General features: G+C 62.9%; 18 protein-coding genes and 1 tRNA gene. 16 read left to right on the top strand and 3 right to left on the bottom strand.

Features of this window, described 5'->3' with window-relative positions; translation table 11 throughout:
* Positions 1–119: 119 nt before the first annotated feature.
* The 9 genes from ACIPY2_RS07495 to ACIPY2_RS07455 all read left to right on the top strand — a co-directional run bounded on the left by ACIPY2_RS07495 (position 120) and on the right by ACIPY2_RS07455 (position 8,259).
* Positions 120–1,019, top strand: a complete 900-nt coding sequence (locus ACIPY2_RS07495) for a ParA family protein (RefSeq protein WP_400265716.1) — start codon at positions 120–122, stop codon at positions 1,017–1,019.
* A gap of 26 nt (positions 1,020–1,045) precedes the next feature.
* Positions 1,046–1,924, top strand: coding sequence for a segregation and condensation protein A (locus ACIPY2_RS07490; RefSeq protein ID WP_400265763.1), 879 nt, complete (start codon positions 1,046–1,048; stop codon positions 1,922–1,924).
* On the top strand, positions 1,917–2,573 hold the full coding sequence (locus ACIPY2_RS07485; RefSeq protein ID WP_400265715.1) for an SMC-Scp complex subunit ScpB: 657 nt from the start codon (positions 1,917–1,919) through the stop codon (positions 2,571–2,573). The genes ACIPY2_RS07490 and ACIPY2_RS07485 overlap by 8 nt, the downstream gene beginning before the upstream one ends.
* A 144-nt stretch (positions 2,574–2,717) precedes the next feature.
* Positions 2,718–3,935 carry a pseudouridine synthase gene (locus ACIPY2_RS07480; protein WP_400265714.1) on the top strand — a complete coding sequence of 406 codons (1,218 nt, stop codon included), beginning with the start codon at positions 2,718–2,720 and terminating at the stop codon, positions 3,933–3,935.
* Between the two features lie 3 nt (positions 3,936–3,938).
* Entirely contained in the window at positions 3,939–5,045 is a 1,107-nt protein-coding gene (locus ACIPY2_RS07475) for a prephenate dehydrogenase (protein ID WP_400265713.1), read from the top strand.
* Entirely contained in the window at positions 5,045–5,758 is a 714-nt protein-coding gene (cmk, locus tag ACIPY2_RS07470; protein ID WP_400265712.1) for a (d)CMP kinase, read from the top strand. Before ACIPY2_RS07475 ends, cmk begins: the two co-directional genes overlap by 1 nt.
* Positions 5,748–6,479: a lysophospholipid acyltransferase family protein gene (locus ACIPY2_RS07465; protein ID WP_400265711.1), complete on the top strand. Its 732-nt coding sequence runs from the start codon at positions 5,748–5,750 to the stop codon at positions 6,477–6,479. Before cmk ends, ACIPY2_RS07465 begins: the two co-directional genes overlap by 11 nt.
* A gap of 11 nt (positions 6,480–6,490) precedes the next feature.
* Positions 6,491–8,041 carry a ribosome biogenesis GTPase Der gene (der, locus tag ACIPY2_RS07460; RefSeq protein ID WP_400265710.1) on the top strand — a complete coding sequence of 517 codons (1,551 nt, stop codon included), beginning with the start codon at positions 6,491–6,493 and terminating at the stop codon, positions 8,039–8,041.
* A 141-nt stretch (positions 8,042–8,182) separates the two neighbouring features.
* Positions 8,183–8,259, top strand: a tRNA-Pro gene (locus ACIPY2_RS07455).
* Between the two features lie 92 nt (positions 8,260–8,351).
* On the opposite strand, the gene ACIPY2_RS07450 is transcribed toward ACIPY2_RS07455, so the two are convergent.
* Positions 8,352–8,798 (bottom strand): MarR family winged helix-turn-helix transcriptional regulator, encoded by a 447-nt coding sequence (locus tag ACIPY2_RS07450; protein ID WP_400265709.1) that lies wholly within the window; start codon positions 8,796–8,798, stop codon positions 8,352–8,354.
* Positions 8,799–8,968: 170 nt separating this feature from the next.
* Here ACIPY2_RS07450 and ACIPY2_RS07445 point away from each other — a divergent pair, with 170 nt between their 5' ends.
* From ACIPY2_RS07445 to ACIPY2_RS07420, 6 genes are all read left to right on the top strand, one after another.
* Entirely contained in the window at positions 8,969–10,177 is a 1,209-nt protein-coding gene (locus ACIPY2_RS07445; protein WP_400265708.1) for an MFS transporter, read from the top strand.
* Positions 10,178–10,327: 150 nt separating this feature from the next.
* Positions 10,328–10,714 carry a glycine cleavage system protein GcvH gene (gene gcvH / locus ACIPY2_RS07440; protein ID WP_400265707.1) on the top strand — a complete coding sequence of 129 codons (387 nt, stop codon included), beginning with the start codon at positions 10,328–10,330 and terminating at the stop codon, positions 10,712–10,714.
* 138 nt (positions 10,715–10,852) lie between these two features.
* Positions 10,853–11,329, top strand: a complete 477-nt coding sequence (locus ACIPY2_RS07435; protein WP_347110687.1) for an FHA domain-containing protein — start codon at positions 10,853–10,855, stop codon at positions 11,327–11,329.
* 24 nt (positions 11,330–11,353) lie between these two features.
* Positions 11,354–12,070, top strand: coding sequence for a MerR family transcriptional regulator (locus ACIPY2_RS07430; protein ID WP_400265706.1), 717 nt, complete (start codon positions 11,354–11,356; stop codon positions 12,068–12,070).
* Positions 12,070–12,573 (top strand): bifunctional nuclease family protein, encoded by a 504-nt coding sequence (locus tag ACIPY2_RS07425; RefSeq protein WP_400265705.1) that lies wholly within the window; start codon positions 12,070–12,072, stop codon positions 12,571–12,573. Before ACIPY2_RS07430 ends, ACIPY2_RS07425 begins: the two co-directional genes overlap by 1 nt.
* Before the next feature lie 236 nt (positions 12,574–12,809).
* The gene (locus ACIPY2_RS07420) at positions 12,810–13,403 is read left to right on the top strand and encodes a MerR family transcriptional regulator (RefSeq protein ID WP_347110688.1); all 594 of its coding nucleotides are present in this window, start codon (positions 12,810–12,812) and stop codon (positions 13,401–13,403) included.
* Positions 13,404–13,530: 127 nt separating this feature from the next.
* Here the strand turns inward: ACIPY2_RS07420 and ACIPY2_RS07415 are convergent, their stop codons facing one another.
* Complete coding sequence (locus ACIPY2_RS07415) at positions 13,531–14,340, bottom strand: ParA family protein (RefSeq protein ID WP_400265704.1); 810 nt, start codon at positions 14,338–14,340, stop codon at positions 13,531–13,533.
* A gap of 304 nt (positions 14,341–14,644) precedes the next feature.
* On the opposite strand from ACIPY2_RS07415, the gene ACIPY2_RS07410 reads away from it, so the two are divergent.
* Entirely contained in the window at positions 14,645–18,040 is a 3,396-nt protein-coding gene (locus ACIPY2_RS07410; RefSeq protein ID WP_400265703.1) for a pyruvate carboxylase, read from the top strand.
* 59 nt (positions 18,041–18,099) lie between these two features.
* On the opposite strand, the gene ACIPY2_RS07405 is transcribed toward ACIPY2_RS07410, so the two are convergent.
* A complete protein-coding gene (locus tag ACIPY2_RS07405; RefSeq protein WP_400265702.1) occupies positions 18,100–19,911 on the bottom strand; it encodes an AMP-dependent synthetase/ligase in 1,812 nt (603 codons plus the stop codon).
* Positions 19,912–19,988: the final 77 nt, after the last annotated feature.

Raw genomic sequence — 19,988 nt, 5'->3', positions numbered from 1 at the left:
GTGGACAAAGTCAAGTTCCCCAAAATACCGTGTCGGTCGCTGTAGCCTAGGTGGGTAGCAAGGCTGAATCCGGGGGATCAGCTGCAGGAAAGATCGTCGTCGAAAGAGTGGTTGGATACGTGAGCATCGAACGGGGAACAGCAACCCTGGCAGGCACCGAGCTCGATCTGGAAGACGCCGTCATGGGGCCTACCGGCCGCCCTCATCGCGACTTTCCGGAACCTGCCCCGCTTGCCTCGCACGGCCCGGCCAGGGTAATTGCCATGGTCAACCAGAAGGGTGGAGTGGGCAAGACCACCTCTACCATCAACCTGGCTGCTGCGCTCGCAGAATACGGACGCAGGGTGCTGTTGGTGGACTTCGATCCCCAGGGCGCGTTGTCCGCAGGCTTGGGAGTCAACCCGCATGAGCTCGATCTCACGGTGTACAACGTGCTGATGGACCGGAAGGTGAGCATCCGTGATGCCATCCACCAGACCGGAGTGGAAGGCGTTGACCTGCTCCCCGCTAACATCGACCTCTCGGCGGCGGAAGTCCAGCTTGTCAATGAAGTAGCCCGCGAGCAGGTACTGGACCGTGCCCTCAAGAGCGTAGAAGACGAATACGACGTCGTGTTGATCGACTGCCAGCCCTCCCTCGGCCTGCTGACCGTCAACGCACTGACGGCCGCCCATGGCGTGATCATTCCCCTCATTTGCGAGTTTTTCGCCCTCCGGGCCGTTGCCCTGCTGGTTGAGACCATCGAAAAGGTCCAGGACCGGCTCAACCCCAGGCTTCAGGTGGATGGCGTCCTGGCCACCATGTACGACGCCCGCACGCTGCATAGCCGTGAAGTGATTTCGCGATTGGTGGAGGCGTTCGGAGACAAGGTCTTCGAGACCGTCATCAAGCGGTCCATTAAGTTTGCCGACGCAACTGTGGCAGCCGAGCCCATCACCAGCTACGCCGGTAACCACGTTGGTGCCGATGCCTACCGCAGGTTGGCCAAGGAGCTTATCTCGCGCGGCGGCGCACCGTAACTGCAAGCGTGGCAGCACCGTCAGTTCTGTCCGCCGCGTCGGCAGCACCCGAGGAAACGCCCGACGTCGATGCCTCCTCTGCCGGGAAATCCGGCTTCGAGGTGCGGCTGGCCAACTTTACGGGTCCCTTCGATCTCCTCTTGGGCCTGATTGCCAAGCACAAGATGGACATCACTGAGGTTGCCCTCGCCACGGTAACCGATGAATTCATCAAGTACATCCGCCGTCTGCAGGAACTGGGAGAGGACTGGGCTCTCGATGAGGCCAGCGAGTTCCTGGTCATCGCGGCCACGCTTCTGGACCTCAAGGCGGCCCGCCTTCTACCGGCCGGTGAAGTGGAGGATGACGAGGACATTGCGCTTCTCGAGGCACGTGATCTCCTGTTTGCACGATTGCTGCAGTACAAAGCCTTCAAGCAGGTTGCAGGAATCCTGGGCGGCACGCTCGAACAAGAGGGGCGGCGGTTTCCGCGCCAGGTTGCACTGGAGCAACACTTCGCGGCGCTCCTGCCCGAACTTGTCTGGCGGCACACGCCGGAGCAGTTCGCAGAACTTGCTGCAAAGGCCCTGAAGCCGAAGGAAACGCCGGTCACCGAGGTTGGCCTCGACCATCTCCATGCCCCACCGGTAAGCGTCAAGGAGCAGGCCGAAATCCTTGGCTACCGTTTGCAGTTGGGGGCGCCATTGACGTTCCAGGCGCTCGTGGCCGACGCGGAGAGTTCCCTGGTGGTGGTTGCCCGGTTCCTTGCGTTGCTGGAAATGTTCCGTGACCGTGTTGTGGCCTTCGAGCAACCCGAACCGCTGGCCGTCCTGACTGTCCGTTGGACCGGCGATGACGCGGACTGGGACAGTTCCAACCTGAGCGAAGAATACGAAGACCAAGACGTTGGAGGCGGCAGTGACTGAGCAACCGGCTGATGGTGACGGCCTGGCGGAACTGGAAGCACTTCCCGGCGGACCCCGTGCCGCGCTGGAAGCGGTCCTGATGGTCATCGATGAACCGGCGACGTCCGAAGAACTGGCCGCAGGCCTCAACGTGACGGTGGGCGTCGTCGAGGATTTGCTGCGGGAACTGCAGCAGGAGTATAGCGGCTATACTGTTAAAGCCCCGGACGTGGACGCTGACGGCCCAGCCGCATTCAGCAACGCACCCCGGGGTTTTGAATTGCGGAACATCGCCGGTGGATGGCGGCTATATTCGAGGCCGGAGTTTGCGGACATTGTTGGCAGGTTCGTCCTCGAGGGGCAAACCACCCGGCTCACCCAGGCCGCACTGGAAACGTTGGCGGTCATTGCTTACCGCCAGCCCGTTTCCAGGGCCCGCGTGTCCGCAATTCGTGGCGTTAACGTAGATTCCGTGGTCAGGACCCTGACGCAGCGGGGATTGATCGAAGACGCCGGAAACGATCCCGAGTCCGGAGCGATCCTGTACCGGACCACCTCGTATTTCCTCGAAAGAATGGGAATCGGTTCAGTAGCGGAACTCCCGCAACTGTCACCGCACCTTCCCGGCCTGGAAGGGATCGACGAGTACTACGACGCAAGCCGGATGTGAGCGCACTGCCCACGCCGGAACAACAGCATATTGAGTAATCGGCATCTTCCAGGTGCCACAGCAGCAAGGGCAGACGATGTCTGCCGGGCTGGCTAGTGTGGATCAGAGCACGCAAAGCCGGCCACCACTACACAAGGACGGGTCATGACACAGGCGGGACGCCAGGGTTCACCACGTAACAGTTCGGGACGCAACGGCTCTGGACGCAATGAGGCCAGGGGCGGCGCGGGCCGCTCGGGCGGCGCCGGATTCACGGGCCGCAGCGGGGGCAGCGGCGCCGGAAAGCGCGCTTACAACCAAGGCGAGGGCCGCCCGTTCAGGGCTTCAAAGCCGCGCGAGGAACGCCCCTTCGATCCGGATGCTGCCACTGCTTCCGGCGGTTCCGAACGGCGTCGGACAGCGCAGCCGGCCAAGCCTTTCCGCAAGCCCGGCTCCAACAAGCCCGGCTACGGCAAGGCGCCTGGTACGCCCGGCGCGCTGAAGCCCAAGCCAAAGCCCGGCAACGCCAAGCAGTATGGTTCAAAGGCGTTTGGCAGCGAGCGTTTCGGCCAGAACCTCGGACCAATCCGTAAGCCCGGACGCAACCGCGGACCCCGCCAGGACGTACCCCAGTCTGAACTTCATGACGCGGATGGCGTACGCCTGCAGAAGGTCATGGCCCAGGCAGGCGTGGCTTCCCGCCGTGTCTGTGAGGAGATGATCCTTGAAGGCCGGGTGGAGGTCGACGGCCAGATCACCACCGAGCTCGGCATGCGTGTGGACCCGAAGACCGCGGTGATCCATGTGGACGGCATCCGGATCCAGCTCGACGAAACCCTCGTCTACATGGTCTTCAACAAGCCCAAGGGCGTGGTGTCCACCATGGAGGATCCCGAAGGCCGCCCTTGCATCAGCGATTACCTCAAGACCAACAAGAACCGCGGAGAACGCCTCTTCCATGTCGGCCGCCTTGACGTCGCCACCGAGGGGCTGCTGCTGCTGACCAACGACGGCGAACTCGCCAACCGCTTGACTCACCCGTCCTATGAGGTACCCAAGACGTACCTGGTCCAGGTCCGTGGGCCGTTCCCTCAGGGTGTCGGCGCCCAGTTGAAGTCCGGCGTCGAGCTTGAAGACGGTGTGGCCGCGGTGGACTCTTTCCGGCTGGTCGATTCAACCCCCGGCCACGTCCTCATCGAGGTAGTCCTGCACTCGGGCAAGAACCGCATTGTCCGTCGCATGTTCGACGCCGTGGGCTTCCCGGTCCAGCGGCTCGTGCGTGTCAAGGTTGGCCCGATCGGCCTCGGCGACCAGCGCCAGGGCAGCATCCGGAACCTCGGCAAGCAGGAAATCGGCCACCTCATGGCAGCGGTGGGGCTCTAGGGCATGTCGGCATTCCGCACGCACGGCAAGGGTCATCTCGACGGCCCCGTCGTGGTTCTTGGTACGGGCTTGCTCGGTGCCAGCATTGGCCTCGGCCTGCGCGGGCGGGGTGTTCCGGTGTTCCTGTTCGACACCTCGCCCACCAACCAGGCCGTGGCTGTCGACATCGGCGCCGGCCGTCCTTTGAGTGAACTGCAGGAACAACCGCAATTGGTGGTTGTCGCTGCTCCTCCGGACGTTACGGCGGACGTTGTTGAGAAGGCCTTGGCGGACTATCCGGATGCAGTGGTGGTGGACATCGCCAGCGTGAAGGCGGCTATCCAGGCCGACCTTCGCGAACGCGGTGTTGACCTGACCCGGTACGTCGGCACGCATCCCATGGCCGGCCGGGAGAAGTCGGGCCCCGTGGCAGCACGTGGCGAGCTCTTCACCTCCATGCCATGGGTCATCTGCCCCTCGGATGAAACCGGGGGAGAGGCAATTCAAACGGCACGTTCCCTGGCCGGGGACCTGGGGGCGATCGTTTCACAGTTCACCGCGGACGAACATGATGAAGCCGTGGCGCTGGTCTCCCACCTGCCGCAGATTATGTCCTCCCTGCTGGCGAGCCGCCTCCAGGGCACCCCGCTGCATGCGTTATCGCTCGCGGGCAACGGCCTGCGCGATACCACCCGCATTGCCGCCAGCGACCCCACATTGTGGGTCCAGATCCTCGGTGGCAACGCAGAAAAAGTGGTCTCGATCCTCCATGGTGTCCGTGAGGACCTCAACCGTTTGATAGGTACCCTCGAGGCGCCGAATGCTCCGGGTGCACGGCTTGACCTGGCCCAGCTCATCAGCGAGGGCAATGCCGGCCAAGCCCGTATTCCGGGGAAGCATGGCGGACCTCCGCAGGCGTATTCGTGGCTCACCATCCTGGTCGACGACCGGCCCGGGCAGATTGCGCACCTGTTGACCGAGATCGGTGAGATCGGCGTGAACCTTGAGGACCTCCGGCTGGATCACTCCTCAGGACAGAATGTGGGCATGGTGGAGCTTTCCGTCCTGCCCAGCAAGCACGATCTCCTGGTAGAAGCACTGACTGACCGTGGATGGCGGGTACTGCAGTAATGACGCGTGAATTCTTTGGCCCCGAGACAGTGGCCCGGCCCGGCAAGCCGCTGGTGATTGCCATCGACGGTCCATCAGGCTCCGGCAAATCAAGCGTGAGCAAGGAAGTGGCCCGTCGATTGAAACTGGCGTACCTCGATACCGGCGCGATGTACCGTGCGTTGACCTGGTATTGCCTCAAGACCGGGGTGGACCTGCAGGACGGCGGCGCGGTGGAGCAGGCTTCCAAGACCATGCCGTTGGAGATCAGTACCAGTGCCGCAATCGAGTACGTGGCAGTCGACGGCACCGACATCACCGAAGAGATCAGGGAACCTCGTATCTCCTCCTCCGTGAGCGCCGTTGCCACCACCCTTGGAGCGCGCACGGAGCTGATCCGCCGCCAGCGCCAGCTCATCGAGCAGCACCACCACCGCATGGTGGTTGAGGGCCGGGACATCACCACCGTCGTTGCGCCGGGCGCAGAAGTGCGAATGCTCCTGACCGCCAGTGAGGAAGCCAGGCTTCGCCGTCGTGGTATCCAGCTGGGCGGAACGCAAACCAGGGAGCAGCTTGCCGCCCAGGTCATCCAACGGGACGCCAAGGACTCAACCGTAGTCAACTTCACCCAGGCGGCCGACGGCGTGGTGACGCTGGATTCCTCCGATCTCGACTTCGAGGAAACGGTGGATACTGCCTTGGCGATCGTCAGCAAGGTCATCTATGGCGACTGATTCCAAGATGCCCTCGGCAGGCAGCCGACTGTGGAGCCGTCCCGTCGGCTGGGTCCTTGACCATGTCCTGTACCGGACCGTGGTTTCGGGCAGAAGCAACGTTCCGGTGGCTGGTCCGGTGATCTTCGCGGCAAACCACATCAGCTTCCTGGATGGCCCCGTGATGTTTGGTGCCTCACCCCGCCCAATGCACATCCTTGTCAAGAAAGAAATGTTCAAGGGTTTCCTGGGCAGGGTTTTGAAGGCATCAGGCCAGATTGCGGTTGACCGGACCGGCGACCGTTCCGCCCTCCACCTTGCGAAGCAGATTCTAGACGCCGGCAGGTGCGTGGGCATCCTGCCGGAGGGGACGCGGGGGAGCGGCTCAGCGGAAAGCATCAGCAACGGGGTTGCCTGGCTGGCCATCAACTCCGGTGCCACTGTTATTCCGGTAGCCATCCTGGGGACCCGGCTCGGACATGAGCACAGGGACCACATCCCAAGCATGCGCAGGAAACTGTATGTCAGCTTCGGCGAACCACTTACGGTGCAGCGCCGGAAGGGCGAGGCAGGGCGTGCTTCAATGGACAGGGCCGCAGCAACCATCAGGGATGCCCTGGCAGCGCACGTTAGGCGAGCTGTCCTGGACACGGGACAACCCCTGCCTTCAGGGCCTCCGTCCGGTCCTTCCCAGCAGCACAGCAACACAGCAGCAGCCGGAGTTCCGGCAGACCACCACTAAGGAAAAGTGCAATGAGCGATACGACTCAAAAATCCGGCCACCACGGCGCCGGCGACGACGAATACACGCCCAGCGGCACCGACCAGGTGGCCGAAAACCTGGCTGCCCTGGACGATGAGGAAGCGGAGCTCCGCGCCGCCACCCTCCGCGCCGGACTGGACGATTACGAACTGGACGAGGACGACGCCGCCCTGCTCAGCGGCGACTACGAAGACGAAGGCGACGAAGGTCCGCTGAAGCTTGATCCGGTCCTGGCCATCATCGGACGGCCCAACGTGGGCAAGTCAACCTTGGTCAACCGCATCCTGGGCCGCCGTGAGGCGGTTGTGGAGGACACCCCAGGTGTGACCCGCGACCGTGTCATGTACTCCGCGCGTTGGAACGGCAAGAACTTCACCCTGGTGGATACCGGTGGGTGGGAGCACGACGCCAAGGGCATCCATGCCCGTGTGGCCGACCAGGCCGAGATGGCCGTTGAACTCGCTGACGCGGTCCTGTTCGTCGTCGACTCGGCCGTGGGCGCTACCGCCACGGACGAGGGCGTCATGAAGATGCTCCGCAAGAGCAAGAAGCCTGTCATCATGGTGGCCAACAAGGTTGACGATTTTGCGCAGGAAGCCGATTCCGCTGCATTGTGGGGCCTCGGTTTCGGCCAGCCCTATCCCGTTTCGGCCTTGCATGGCCGCGGTGTGGCTGACCTCCTGGACCACGTCATCGAAACGCTTCCGGAGTTCTCCCAGGTGGAGGGCGTTGACCGCTCAGGCGGCCCTCGCCGTATCGCGCTGATCGGGCGTCCGAACGTTGGCAAGTCCTCCCTCCTGAACAAACTGGCAGGTTCCGAGCGAGTGGTCGTGGACCCGCTGGCTGGAACCACCCGCGACCCCGTGGACGAGTTCATCGAACTGGGGGACAGGACGTGGCGCTTCGTTGACACGGCTGGTATCCGCCGCCGCCAGCACATGGCCCAGGGTGCAGACTTCTATGCTTCCCTCCGGACGCAGGCCGCCCTCGAAAAGGCGGAGGTCGCCGTCGTGCTCCTTGCCGTCGATGAGGTGCTCAGCGAGCAGGATGTCCGCATCCTTCAGTTGGCCATCGAATCCGGCCGCGCGCTGGTGCTTGCCTTCAACAAGTGGGACTTGCTTGATGATGAGCGCCGTCGCTACCTCGAGCGTGAAATCGAGCAGGACCTCGCACACGTCGAATGGGCGCCGAGGGTCAACATTTCGGCCAAGACCGGCTGGCACAAGGACCGTCTGGTGCCTGCCCTGGACAAGGCCTTGGAGAGTTGGGACCGGCGTATTCCCACGGGGCGCCTCAATGCCTTCCTTGGCGAACTCGTTGCTGCACACCCGCACCCGGTCCGTGGCGGCAAGCAGCCCCGTATTCTGTTCGGCACGCAGGCGTCCAGCCGTCCGCCGAAGTTCGTGCTGTTCACTACCGGGTTCCTGGATCCCGGATACCGCCGCTTCATCACGCGCCGCCTTCGCGAGACGTTTGGCTTCGAGGGCACTCCCATCGAGGTCAGCATGCGCGTGCGCGAAAAGCGGGGCAAGAAGAAGTAAATGAGACGGGCATCACAGCCGACTTTGGCTCTGATGGCATAAGCACCCTCCAACTTCGTGTAAGCTTTTGGAGGTGGTTCGGCCGGACTGCTTAGGTGGGAATCTTCGGAGGACAACCTGGGCGGAGAACGGTGGAACCAGCGGGCTGTAGCGCAGCTTGGTAGCGCACTTGACTGGGGGTCAAGGGGTCGCAGGTTCAAATCCTGTCAGCCCGACCAAAAAGGCCGGAATCACGTGGAAACACGTGATTCCGGCCTTTGGTCGTTGTACCGCGGGTCCAACCGCCGCGTGACTTCTGCGCGGCTTCGGTTCAGGCCTGCTGCAGTGCCCCCAGTGCTTTGACCAACGGTTCAAGCTCAGGGACCTGGCCTGCCGCCGATAAAGCCGATTCGAGCGTGTCGTCGTGGACCGGCTTGGCGTCCACGAGCAACTTCTGACCCGCCTGGGTCAATTCCGTATAGATGCCGCGGCGGTCGTCTGCGCAGAGAATCCTCGTGAGCAGGCCGCGGTCCTCCAGTCGGTTGACAAGCCTGGTGGTGGCGCTGCTTGAGAGAGCCGTGGCCCGTGCCAGCTGCTGCATGCGCATGTGCCAGCCGTCCTGCCGGCTCAAGGCATCGAGCACCGTGTACTCCACGACGGATAGCTCACTCGAGGCCTGAAGTGCCTTCTCGAGTTCCGCTTCGATGCTCCCGTGCAGGGCGGCAAGGGTACGCCATCCCTGTGCCCGGACTTCTACGGCGTCATCCTTGATGCCCATGTTTTTGTGCTCCTGCCTGGATTGAGTCTGGTCGAAGACGAGCAAAGTAGTTGCTTGCGCAATTATCTAGCGTGTGCAACTATATATACAGCGTCTGCAACTATTATTCTACGGTTCCCGACGGCGCCCTTCCACTTTCCCGGGAAACCGCCCCATTGAAGGAGTTCCACATGCCCGCAGGGTTGATAGCCCTTGCCCTCGGCGGCTTCGGCATCGGATTGACCGAGTTCGTCATCATGGGCCTCTTGCCCGAAGTTGCAACAGACTTCAGGGTCAGCGAAGCGTCTGCCGGTTGGTTCATCTCCGGCTACGCCCTGAGTGTCACGGTCGGCGCGCTACTCGTCACGGCCGCTGTCACCCGCCTGCCCCGGAAGCCGGTCCTCATGGGCCTGCTGGTTCTGTTCATTGCAGGCAACTTCCTCTCTGCCGTGGCCGACGGCTACACGATGATGCTTATTGGGCGCATCGTCGCAGCACTGTGCCATGGAGCCTTCTTCGGTATCGGCTCAGTGGTGGCCGCGGGCCTGGTTCCCGCACACAAAAAGGCAAGCGCCATCGCCATTATGTTCACCGGGCTCACGGCGGCCAACGTGCTGGGGGTACCCTTTGGCACCCTGCTTGGCCAGCACTTGGGCTGGCGCTCCACGTTCTGGGCCATCACCGCGATCGGTGCCCTGGCGCTCATCGGCATTGCCCTGATGGTTCCGAAGCAGGGTGCGGATAACGTGAAAAGCCTCCGCAGTGAACTTGGTGCTTTCCGGAACGGCCAAGTGTGGCTCTCCATTGTGGTCACCATCCTGGGGTTCGGCGGGATGTTTGGCGCGTTCACCTACATTGCCTTCACGTTGACCGAAGTTTCCGGATTTGCAGCGGGCGCTGTTCCTTGGCTCCTCGTGCTTTTCGGCGGCGGATTGTTCGTCGGCAACTTCCTGGGCGGCAAGGCCGCTGACAAGGCCCTCGATAAATCCTTGATCGTGATACTCGGTGGCCTGGTCCTGGTCCTGGTCTTCTTCGCACTAACGGCATCCAACGGCATCGCCACGCTCGTCTCGCTCGCCCTGATGGGGGGCTTCGGCTTCGCCACCGTCCCAGGCCTGCAGATGCGTGTCATGCACTTCGCCGCAACAGCTCCGACCTTGGCTTCGGGCGCGAATATCGGCGCGTTCAATCTCGGTAATGCCCTCGGAGCCTGGCTCGGTGGCGTAACCATCACTGCGGGACTCGGGTACACCTCTCCGGTGTGGGCTGGAGCGGGAATTACGGTGGCGGCCTTGGCGGTCATGGTCACCGCCGCATGGGCTGCAAAGCGCAGCAACGCATCCCGCACCGGTGCGACTTCCGACGTCGAAAGCGAAGCGCAGGCGGTCACGGTCAGCTGACGCTGCCCGGTTGCGGGGGAGTGCGTTTCAGTTCCGAATGAAACACCGCAGGACCTGCTGGCGTCGCGGCACTTATGCCTATACTTTCACCGGTGGCCGGACGCCCGGGCCGCCGTCGAGGTCAATAACCGTCCCGATGAAAGGCGACCCATGAGCAACATTCCAGCCGATCTTTCCTACACTGCAGAACACGAATGGGTTTCGGCACCGGATGCCGATGGAGTGGTGCGTGTTGGCATCACGGATTTCGCCCAGGACGCCCTCGGTGACGTCGTTTACGCCCAGATGCCGGAACCGGGAACCAAAATAACCGGCAATGACGTGGTCGGCGAAGTCGAATCGACCAAGAGTGTCAGCGACATCTACGCACCAATTTCCGGTGAAGTGGTTAGCCGGAATGACTCCCTGGACTCGGACCCGGCCCTCATTAACTCTGATCCTTACGGTGAAGGCTGGCTTTTTGAAGTAAAACCAGCTGAAGCTGACGCAGTAGACTCCCTGCTCAGTGCATCGGAGTACGAACAACAGGTAGGCTAAAGTCATCTGGCCCGCCCGGCCGTATTTCCCGTTACGGGAAACCCGGGAGGGCGGGCCGGGAACCGATTTGCCCGGCGGTACCGGGAGGTGGATGTTGCCGGCACGTTGTGGACTGCCGGCGGATGAGGAGGAATTTCCATGGTTGGCGGCGACAAGAACCAAGCCAATGTCGGGAACGGCGCGGAGGAACAGCCCACGTCGGAGACCACCTCGATCAGCATCACGCCAACCTGGGATGAGCCGAGCATCGCACCCAAGCTGGCGCCGGAAGAACGCGCCTCCGTGGACGCCTTGCCCCCGGACTCTGCTCTGCTCATCGCGCACAGCGGCCCCAACGCCGGCGCCCGCTTCCTGCTGGACGCGGACACGACCACGGCAGGTCGGCACCCGGACGCTGACATCTTCCTGGACGACGTCACGGTTTCCCGGAAGCATGTCGAATTCCACCGCACACCCGCCGGCTTTGAACTGGTGGACATGGGTAGCCTCAACGGCACCTACGTCAACCACGACCGAGTGGACCGCGTGCAGCTCAAGAGCGGCAACGAGGTCCAAATCGGCAAGTTCCGGCTGACCTATTACCTGAGCCCTGGCCGCCCGGCGGGCCAAGTCTGATCCCGGGGGAACCTGCCTGTGGCAATGGCCCAGCCGGAACGTCGCGGACCGCAGGTCCTTAACATTGGGGAAGTCCTGGCTCAGCTGAGCGACGATTTCCCTGGAATGACTGCGTCCAAGATTCGTTTCCTTGAGGAAAAGGGGTTGATCAACCCCAAGCGGACTCCAGCCGGTTACAGGCAGTATGCGGACGGCGACGTGGAGCGCCTCCGCTTTGTCCTTGCCCTCCAGCGGGACCAATACCTGCCGCTCAAAGTCATCAAGGACTACCTCGATGCGATCGACCGCGGTGAACGCCCCGACAACCTGCCTCCTGGAGTTACGGTCTCGCCCAGGGCGGTAACGGCGGAGATGGCCGCGGAGATCCATGGGCGCGCCCGTACCCTTACCGAAGAGCAGCTCCGCGCGGAGTCGGGTGCCAGTGTTCCCCTTCTTGAGTCCCTGTTGAGTTTCGGGCTGATCGGCCATGTTGGGGGCAAGTTCGACGAACACGCACTGCAGGTGGCGCGTGCATGTGTCCAGTTGGAGGTTCACGGCTTGGAGCCGCGTCACCTCCGGCCGTTCCAAGCGGCAGCCGATCGTGAGTTCGGGCTGGTGGAACGCGCCGTCGCGCCGTTGACCTCGCGCAAGGACGCGGCCTCCCAGGCTCGTGCCGCCGAGGCCGCGCGCGAAATCAGCGACCTCTGCCTGACCCTGCACAGGGCGCTCGTCCACGACCGCATCTCACGGATGGACAGCTGATGATCGAAGTTGAAATTGTTGGTGTCCGCATCGAGCTGCCGTCCAACCAGCCACTGGTGCTCCTCCGGGAGATCAAGGGCGAGCGGCACGTACCCATTTGGATCGGCACGCCCGAGGCCAGCGCCATCGCGCTTGCACAGCAGGGAGTGGTTCCGCCGCGCCCCATGACGCACGATCTCCTTGTGGATGTTGTGGAGGCGTTGGGCCACGCGATCATCAGCGTCAACATCGTGGCCGTGGAAGACAACATCTTCTACGGTCAACTCCAGTTCGACGACGGTACCGTGGTGAGTTCGCGGGCGTCGGATGCGCTGGCTTTGGCGCTAAGGGCAAAATGCCGGATCTGGTGCGCCGATGCCGTGATGGAGGAAGCCGGCGTCCGGATTACGGAACATGATGAGGGGGAGGACGCCGAGGCTGCCCCGAGCGTGGACGAGGAGCGCGAGATGCGCCGCTTCCGCGAGTTCCTGGACGACGTCGAGCCTGAAGATTTCGAAGGCTGAACCACCCTAAGCCTAAAGTCGAGGGTGAAACTTTCGACACGACCATTTTTCGGACCCAACGTCTTTGACCTCGGGCGCTTACCGGCCTAACGTCGAAGTATCAAGTTCCCGTTGCATACACTGCCGGCGCAAGTCACACTGGAAAGTGCGGACTTGTGGGAATTACACGACTGATTTTCATCGTTGTGTCCAGTGTTATGCACCGTCCCCAAGGGAACTGACAACAAGGAGGTCACGTGAGTCCGAAAGGCGAAGCAGGCGAGCTGAAGCAGGCCTCGACCGGTATTGCTGCGCCCGCGTCCGGCGCCCAAGGGTTGCTCTTCACAGAAGACCTTCCCGTGCTGGACGAGGACGCCGGTTACCGCGGTCCCACCGCATGCAAGGCTGCCGGCATTACCTACCGCCAACTGGACTACTGGGCCCGCACCGGCTTGGTTGAACCTGCCGTTCGCGGAGCCGCAGGTTCCGGTTCCCAGCGGCTGTACGGTTTCCGTGACATCCTGGTCCTCAAAGTCGTCAAGCGGCTCCTGGATACGGGCGTTTCCCTGCAGCAGATCCGGACCGCCGTTGAGCATCTTCGCGAACGTGGTGTAGAGGATCTTGCTCAGATCACCCTCATGAGCGACGGTGCCAGTGTGTATGAATGCACGTCGGCCGACGAAGTCATTGACCTCGTCCAGGGAGGCCAAGGAGTTTTTGGAATTGCTGTTGGGCGTGTCTGGCGGGAGGTCGAAGGAAGCCTCGCCGCGTTGCCCAGTGAGCACGCTGCCGAGCAGTCGTTTCCCGACGACGAGTTGAGCAAGCGCAGGGTGGCCCGCCGTATCAGTTAGGGTGTCCACCCGAACGCCCGGACGGACCCCGAGAGTAGAGCCGCTTTCCTCCGTTGAGGAAAGCGGCTTCTTTGTGCCCAACTGAATTCTTCTTCCGCAGCGGGACCGCCTGTCAACTGGTCAGGTGCTACCGCTGCCTTCGGTCACGCAGGGAACCCTGGCCGTTGAGGAGGCTCTGGAGCAACTCGTCGAACAACTTTGCGGAGTTCTTGGCTGAATCGCCCGGCCAGTGGTGGACGGAATGTGCTGCACCCTGGATTTGCTGCCAGTTGGCTTGTTCGGGGATGTGCGGGCTCAGCAGGAGGTCGCCGAACATGGACTCCATCTCCGCCAGCCGGAACGTGTGTTCGGAAGAACCCGTCCGCACGCGGTTTGCCACGATCCCGGCAGGAGCCAGGTTGGGCGCGAATTCCTGGCGGAACAGCTGGATTGCGCGCATTGTGCGCTCCGTTCCGGCCACAGAAAACAGACCGGGCTCAGCCACAAGGACCACGCGGTCGCTGGCGCTCCAGGCCATGCGGGTCAGCCCATTGAGGGAGGGAGGGCAGTCCACCAGGATGAGCTCGTAGTTGCTGGTACCCGACAGGACGGCAGACAGCCTGCGAAGATCGCGGCGTCCAAGGTCCGGGCGGTCGTAGATTCCGGTCAAGGCCGATCCCACCGCTACGTCCAAGGTGCCGTCGCTGGAACCGTTGGAGACCCAGCTGCTGCTTGAGACGTTCTCGGGAAGCCTTGCCTTGCGTGGGCTTTTCAGCATGCGGCCGATATCGAGTTTGCCGTTGGGCTGGACGCCCAGTGCGGTGGTGGCATCAGCGTGCGGATCGAGGTCCACCACCAGCGTAGGAATTCCGGCTGCGAGGGCCGCTGAGGCGAGGCCGGTGGTTACGGATGTCTTTCCCACGCCGCCTTTGAGGCTGCTGATGCTGACTACTTGCACTTGAAAACCCAAAACCTAACGCCGGTTGCCGTATCGCGCTGTTTTCTGCTCCGATCGTCCCGGAGCCGGGGCTTGCCGAAGCCCCCTGAACATCATATGTTGCATGGCCTCGGTTTCCTGCTTTCTACGCGCCCGTTCCCTTGGGGAATGGCGGGGCAATAGCATGCTGTGCGTAGGCGCGTGCCTATATACACTGCAGATGACGATTCCATTGTGATGGTTGCCACAAAGATTTGTGTTTGATGCTGGTGGCACTTCACACTGTGACCACCGACCGATCCACCCGCAATGATGCAGGAGAAGTATGTTTTCGAAAATTCTGGTGGCCAATCGCGGAGAAATCGCGATCAGGGCGTTTCGCGCTGGTTATGAACTGGGCGCCAAGACCGTAGCCGTCTTTCCGCATGAGGACCGTAACTCGATCCACCGGCAGAAAGCCGACGAGGCCTACCTGATCGGCGAGGTGGGCCACCCTGTCCGCGCGTACCTTGACGTGGAGGAGGTTGTCCGCGTCGCCAAGGAAGCCGGCGCTGACGCCATCTACCCCGGTTACGGTTTCCTGTCCGAGAACCCGGACCTCGCCCGTGCGGCCAAGGCCGCGGGCATCACGTTCGTCGGTCCTCCCGCCGAAGTCCTGGAACTGGCCGGAAACAAGGTTGCTGCCTTGGAAGCGGCGCGCAAGGCCGGTGTTCCCGTCCTGAAGTCCAGCAAGCCCTCCAAGGACCTGGACGAACTTATTGCCGCAGCGGATGAGATCGGTTTCCCTATTTTTGCCAAGGCTGTGGCCGGGGGTGGCGGTCGCGGCATGCGCCGGGTCGAAACCCGGGAAGCCTTGCCGGAGGCACTGCAGTCCGCCATGCGTGAAGCGGACGCGGCTTTCGGTGACCCAACGATGTTCCTGGAGCAGGCCGTCCTGCGTCCGCGCCACATCGAAGTGCAGATTCTTGCGGATGCCGAGGGCAACGTCATGCACCTCTTTGAGCGCGACTGTTCGCTCCAACGCCGCCACCAGAAAGTGGTGGAGATCGCTCCGGCCCCGAACCTGGACGAGAACATCCGCCAGGCCCTCTACCGTGACGCCGTCGCTTTTGCGAAGGCACTGAACTACGTCAATGCCGGAACTGTTGAGTTCCTCGTGGACACCGAAGGTGCCAGGGCCGGCCAGCACGTCTTCATTGAAATGAACCCCCGCATCCAGGTTGAGCACACGGTGACCGAGGAAATCACGGACGTTGACCTGGTCCAGGCCCAGATGCGGATTGCCTCGGGAGAGACCCTCGCGGATCTCGGACTCAGCCAGGAATCCGTTGCCATCAAGGGTGCGGCGCTCCAGTGCCGCATCACCACCGAGGACCCCGCCAATGGCTTCCGTCCCGACGTCGGAAAGATCACCGGTTACCGTTCGGCGGGTGGCGCAGGCGTCCGGCTCGACGGCGGTACGGTCTACTCGGGTGCCGAGATCAGCCCCCACTTCGACTCCATGCTGGTGAAGCTGACATGCCGCGGGCGGGACTATCCGGCGGCCGTTGCCCGTGCACGCCGTGGCCTGGCAGAATTCCGTATCCGCGGTGTATCCACCAACATCCCGTTCCTGCAGGCCGTCTTGGCCGACCCCGACTTCAACGCGGGCAATGTTGCCACGGACTTCATCGACAAGCGTCCCGAGCTGCTGAAGTCGCACATCTCGGCCGACCGTGGCACCAAGCTCCTGACGTGGCTCGCCGACGTTACGGTGAACAAGCCCAACGGCGAACTGACGGTCCATTCGGATCCCGCCAGTAAGCTTCCCGTGATCGACGGTCCCGTGCCATCGTCGGGTTCGCGCCAACGTCTGCTGGAACTTGGGCCGGAAGGATTTGCCAAGGCACTTCGTGAGCAGAACGCCGTTGCCGTCACGGACACCACGTTCCGTGATGCCCACCAGTCCCTCCTGGCCACGCGCGTCCGCACCCGCGACCTCGTCGCGGCCGGTCCGGCGGTGACGGCTTTGATGCCCGAGTTGCTGTCCGTTGAAGCCTGGGGCGGTGCTACTTACGACGTCGCGCTTCGCTTCCTGGGCGAGGACCCTTGGGACCGTTTGGCTGCTTTGCGCCAGGCCCTGCCCAATACCTGTATCCAGATGCTCCTCCGCGGCCGCAACACCGTGGGGTACACGCCGTACCCGGAAGAGGTGACCGAAGCCTTCGTCAACGAGGCCGCCGCCACCGGTATCGACATCTTCCGTATTTTCGACGCCCTCAACGACGTGAACCAGATGGCACCTGCCATTCGGGCCGTCCGGGCGACGGGAACTGCGGTGGCTGAGGTTGCACTCTGCTACACGGGCAACCTCCTGGACCCTGAAGAGAAGCTCTACACCCTCGACTACTACCTGGACCTTGCCCAGAAGATCGTGGACGCCGGCGCCCACATCCTTGCGATCAAGGACATGGCGGGCCTGTTGCGTCCCGCAGCCGCGGCAAAGCTGGTCTCCGCACTCCGCGAGCGGTTCGATCTTCCCGTGCACCTGCACACGCACGACACTGCCGGTGGCCAGCTCGCGACGCTGCTCGCAGCTGTGGATGCCGGCGTCGATGCCGTAGACGTCGCCGCAGCATCCCTGGCCGGGACCACCAGCCAGCCCGCAGCCTCTGCACTGGTGGCCGCACTCGCGAACACGCCGCGGGACACCGGCCTCAGCTTGCAGAACGTCGGGGCGCTCGAACCCTACTGGGAGGCTGTCCGCCGCGTCTATGCGCCGTTCGAGTCCGGACTGCCCGGTCCCACAGGCCGGGTCTACCAGCACGAGATCCCGGGTGGCCAGTTGTCCAACCTGCGGCAGCAGGCGATCGCACTGGGCCTCGGCGAGCAGTTCGAAGCCATTGAGGACATGTACACGGCTGCGGACCGCATCCTCGGCCACTTGGTCAAGGTGACCCCGTCTTCGAAGGTCGTTGGTGACCTCGCCCTCCACCTGGTGGGCCTGAACGCAGATCCTGCGGACTTCAACGAGAACCCGCAAAACTACGACATCCCGGATTCCGTAATCGGTTTCCTGTCAGGCGAGCTCGGTGATCCTCCCGGAGGCTGGCCTGAGCCCTTCCGCACCAAGGCCCTCCAGGGCAGGAGCGTCAAGGTGCGCGACGTTGAGATCAGCGCCGAAGACAGTGCTGCCCTCAAGTCCGACTCGAAGACGCGCCAGCAGACGCTGAACCGGCTTCTGTTTGCTGGTCCCACCAAGGACTATCAGAAGAGCGTTGACACTTACGGCAACATCTCCGTGCTCGACACCCGCGATTACCTGTACGGACTCCAGCGGGGTGCCGAACACGTCATCGAGCTTGAGAAGGGTGTTCGCCTGATCGCCCAGCTCGAAGCCGTCTCGGACCCGGACGAGAAAGGCATGCGTACGGTCATGTGTACGCTGAACGGCCAGTCCCGCCCTGTCGTTGTCCGCGACCGCTCCGTGGTCAGCAACGTCAAGGCCGCAGAGAAGGCAGACCCTGCCCAGCCGGGGCAGGTTGCCGCACCGTTTGCCGGCGCTGTCACTGTAACCGTCAAGGTAGGGGACGAAGTCAAGGCAGGCGACACCGTTGCCACGATCGAGGCCATGAAGATGGAAGCCTCCATCACTACCCCTGTTGCGGGTACTGTTTCCCGCCTGGCGATCTCCGCAGTGGAGCAGGTCCAGGGCGGAGACCTCCTGCTGGTGGTCGGCTAGCCGCGAAAGCGAAAGAACCCCGCCGGGAGGATTCCCGGCGGGGTTCTTTTCATTGGAGCCTACGAGGGGCGGGGTGCTGAGTACATTTCCTCGATGACCGTATCGAAGTCCTTCATCACCTGGGCGCGCTTGACCTTCAGTGATGGGGTCAGGTGGCCGGAGGCCTCCGTGAAGTCCGACGAGACAATCCGGAAAGACTTGATGGCCTCGGCTTGGGAAACGGACTGGTTCGCCTTGTTGATGAGCTCCTGGACCGCGGCCTTCACCGCCGCGTTTTCCGTTGCCTCTTCCAGTGTTGTGGAGCCCGGCAACCCGTGCCGCTCCAGCCAACCCGGCAAGGCTTCTTCGTCCAGGGTCACCAGCGCGCCGATGAACGGGCGGTTGTCGCCCACCACCAGCACCTGGGATACGAGTGCGTCGGCTCGGATCTGGTCCTCCAGCAGCGCGGGAACCACATTCTTGCCACCGGCGGTGACGATGATTTCCTTCTTCCGGCCGGTGATTTTGAGGAAACCGTTGCTGTCCAGTTCTCCGATGTCCCCGGTGCGGAACCAACCGTCAGTGAAGGTCTCGGCCATCAGGTCTTCCCGCTTGTAGTAACCCCGCATGACGCAGACGCCCTTGGCGAGGATTTCGCCGTCGTCGGCAATCTTTACGGCGTTGCCCGGAAGGGGCGCCCCTACCGTGCCGATCTTGATCATCGAGGGCGTGTTCACCGAGATAGGTGCCGTGGTCTCCGTGAGGCCGTAACCCTCAAGGATCTGCAGGCCGATGCCTTGGAAGAAGTGGCCCAGGCGTTCGCCCAGAGGCCCTCCGCCCGAAACGGCGTGGGCCACCTGGCCACCCATGGCGGCCCTGAGCTTCCCATAGACGAGTTTGTCGAAAATGGTGTGCTTGATCTTCAAGCCAAGGCCCAGGGAGCCGGACTGGCGTGCCTTGGAATATTCGATGGCCGTATCCACAGCGCGGTGGAAGATGGCTCCCTTTCCGCCATCCTCAGCCTTGGTCAGCGCGGAGTTGTAGACCTTTTCGAAGACGCGGGGCACGGCCAGGATGAAGGTGGGCTGGAAACTCTGGAGGTCGCCCAGGAGGTTCTTGATGTCCGGCGTGTGCGCCACCTTGACGCCTCCGGCCACGGCGAGCACGGAGATGAACCGCGCAAAAACGTGGGCCAAAGGCAGGAACATGATGGTCTTGGCATCCTCGTTGATGATTTCGCCGAGTGAGGCCCTGGCGTTCTCGGAAAGCTCCACGAAGTTTCCGTGCGTCAGTTCACAGCCTTTGGGCCGGCCGGTGGTGCCGGAGGTGTAAATGATGGTTGCGAGGTCGGTGAGGCCGGCCGCCGAGCGGCGGGCCTCGAGTTCGTCGTCGCTGACGCCGGTTCCTGCGGTGCGCAGGGCGTCCAGGCCGCCGCCTTCGAGCTGCCAAACATGCGCTACTGCGCTGATGTCCTCCGCCGCAACCGCCTGGCGGATGATGTCCTCGTGGTGGGCGGCCTCGCCGAACGCCGCGACGGCACCGGAGTCGCCAAGGTTCCAAGCCACCTGAGAGGGGGAGGATGTTTCATAGATCGGGACCGAAACGGCTCCGGCGAACCAGATGGCGAAGTCCACCAGGGACCACTCATAACGCGTCCTTGACATGATGCCCACACGGTCACCGGCACCAACGCCGCTTGCCATGAGGCCTTTTGCGAGGGACTTGACGTCGGCGAGGAAGTCCGTGGCGCGGATGTCCTGCCATTGCCCGCTGCCGTCCAGCTTGGAAAAGAGCGCCGGGTTGGATGCCTTTGCGGCTTCCCGGACGACGAAGTCCGTGATGTTGGTTTCAGGGGCGACTTTGACGAGGGGAGGAACACTGATTTCACGCACGGTAGCTCCTTTGATATCCACGGGCCACGAGGGGGCGCTTTCCACTCTAGTATGCCCACTCGCGGAGGTGTGTCCGA

Origin of the sequence: Paenarthrobacter sp. NPDC089675, from assembly GCF_044749185.1 — a bacterium.
GTDB lineage: Bacteria > Actinomycetota > Actinomycetes > Actinomycetales > Micrococcaceae > Arthrobacter.
Note: the sequence above shows the minus strand (reverse complement) of the source record. Positions and strands in the feature narration are given on the sequence as shown.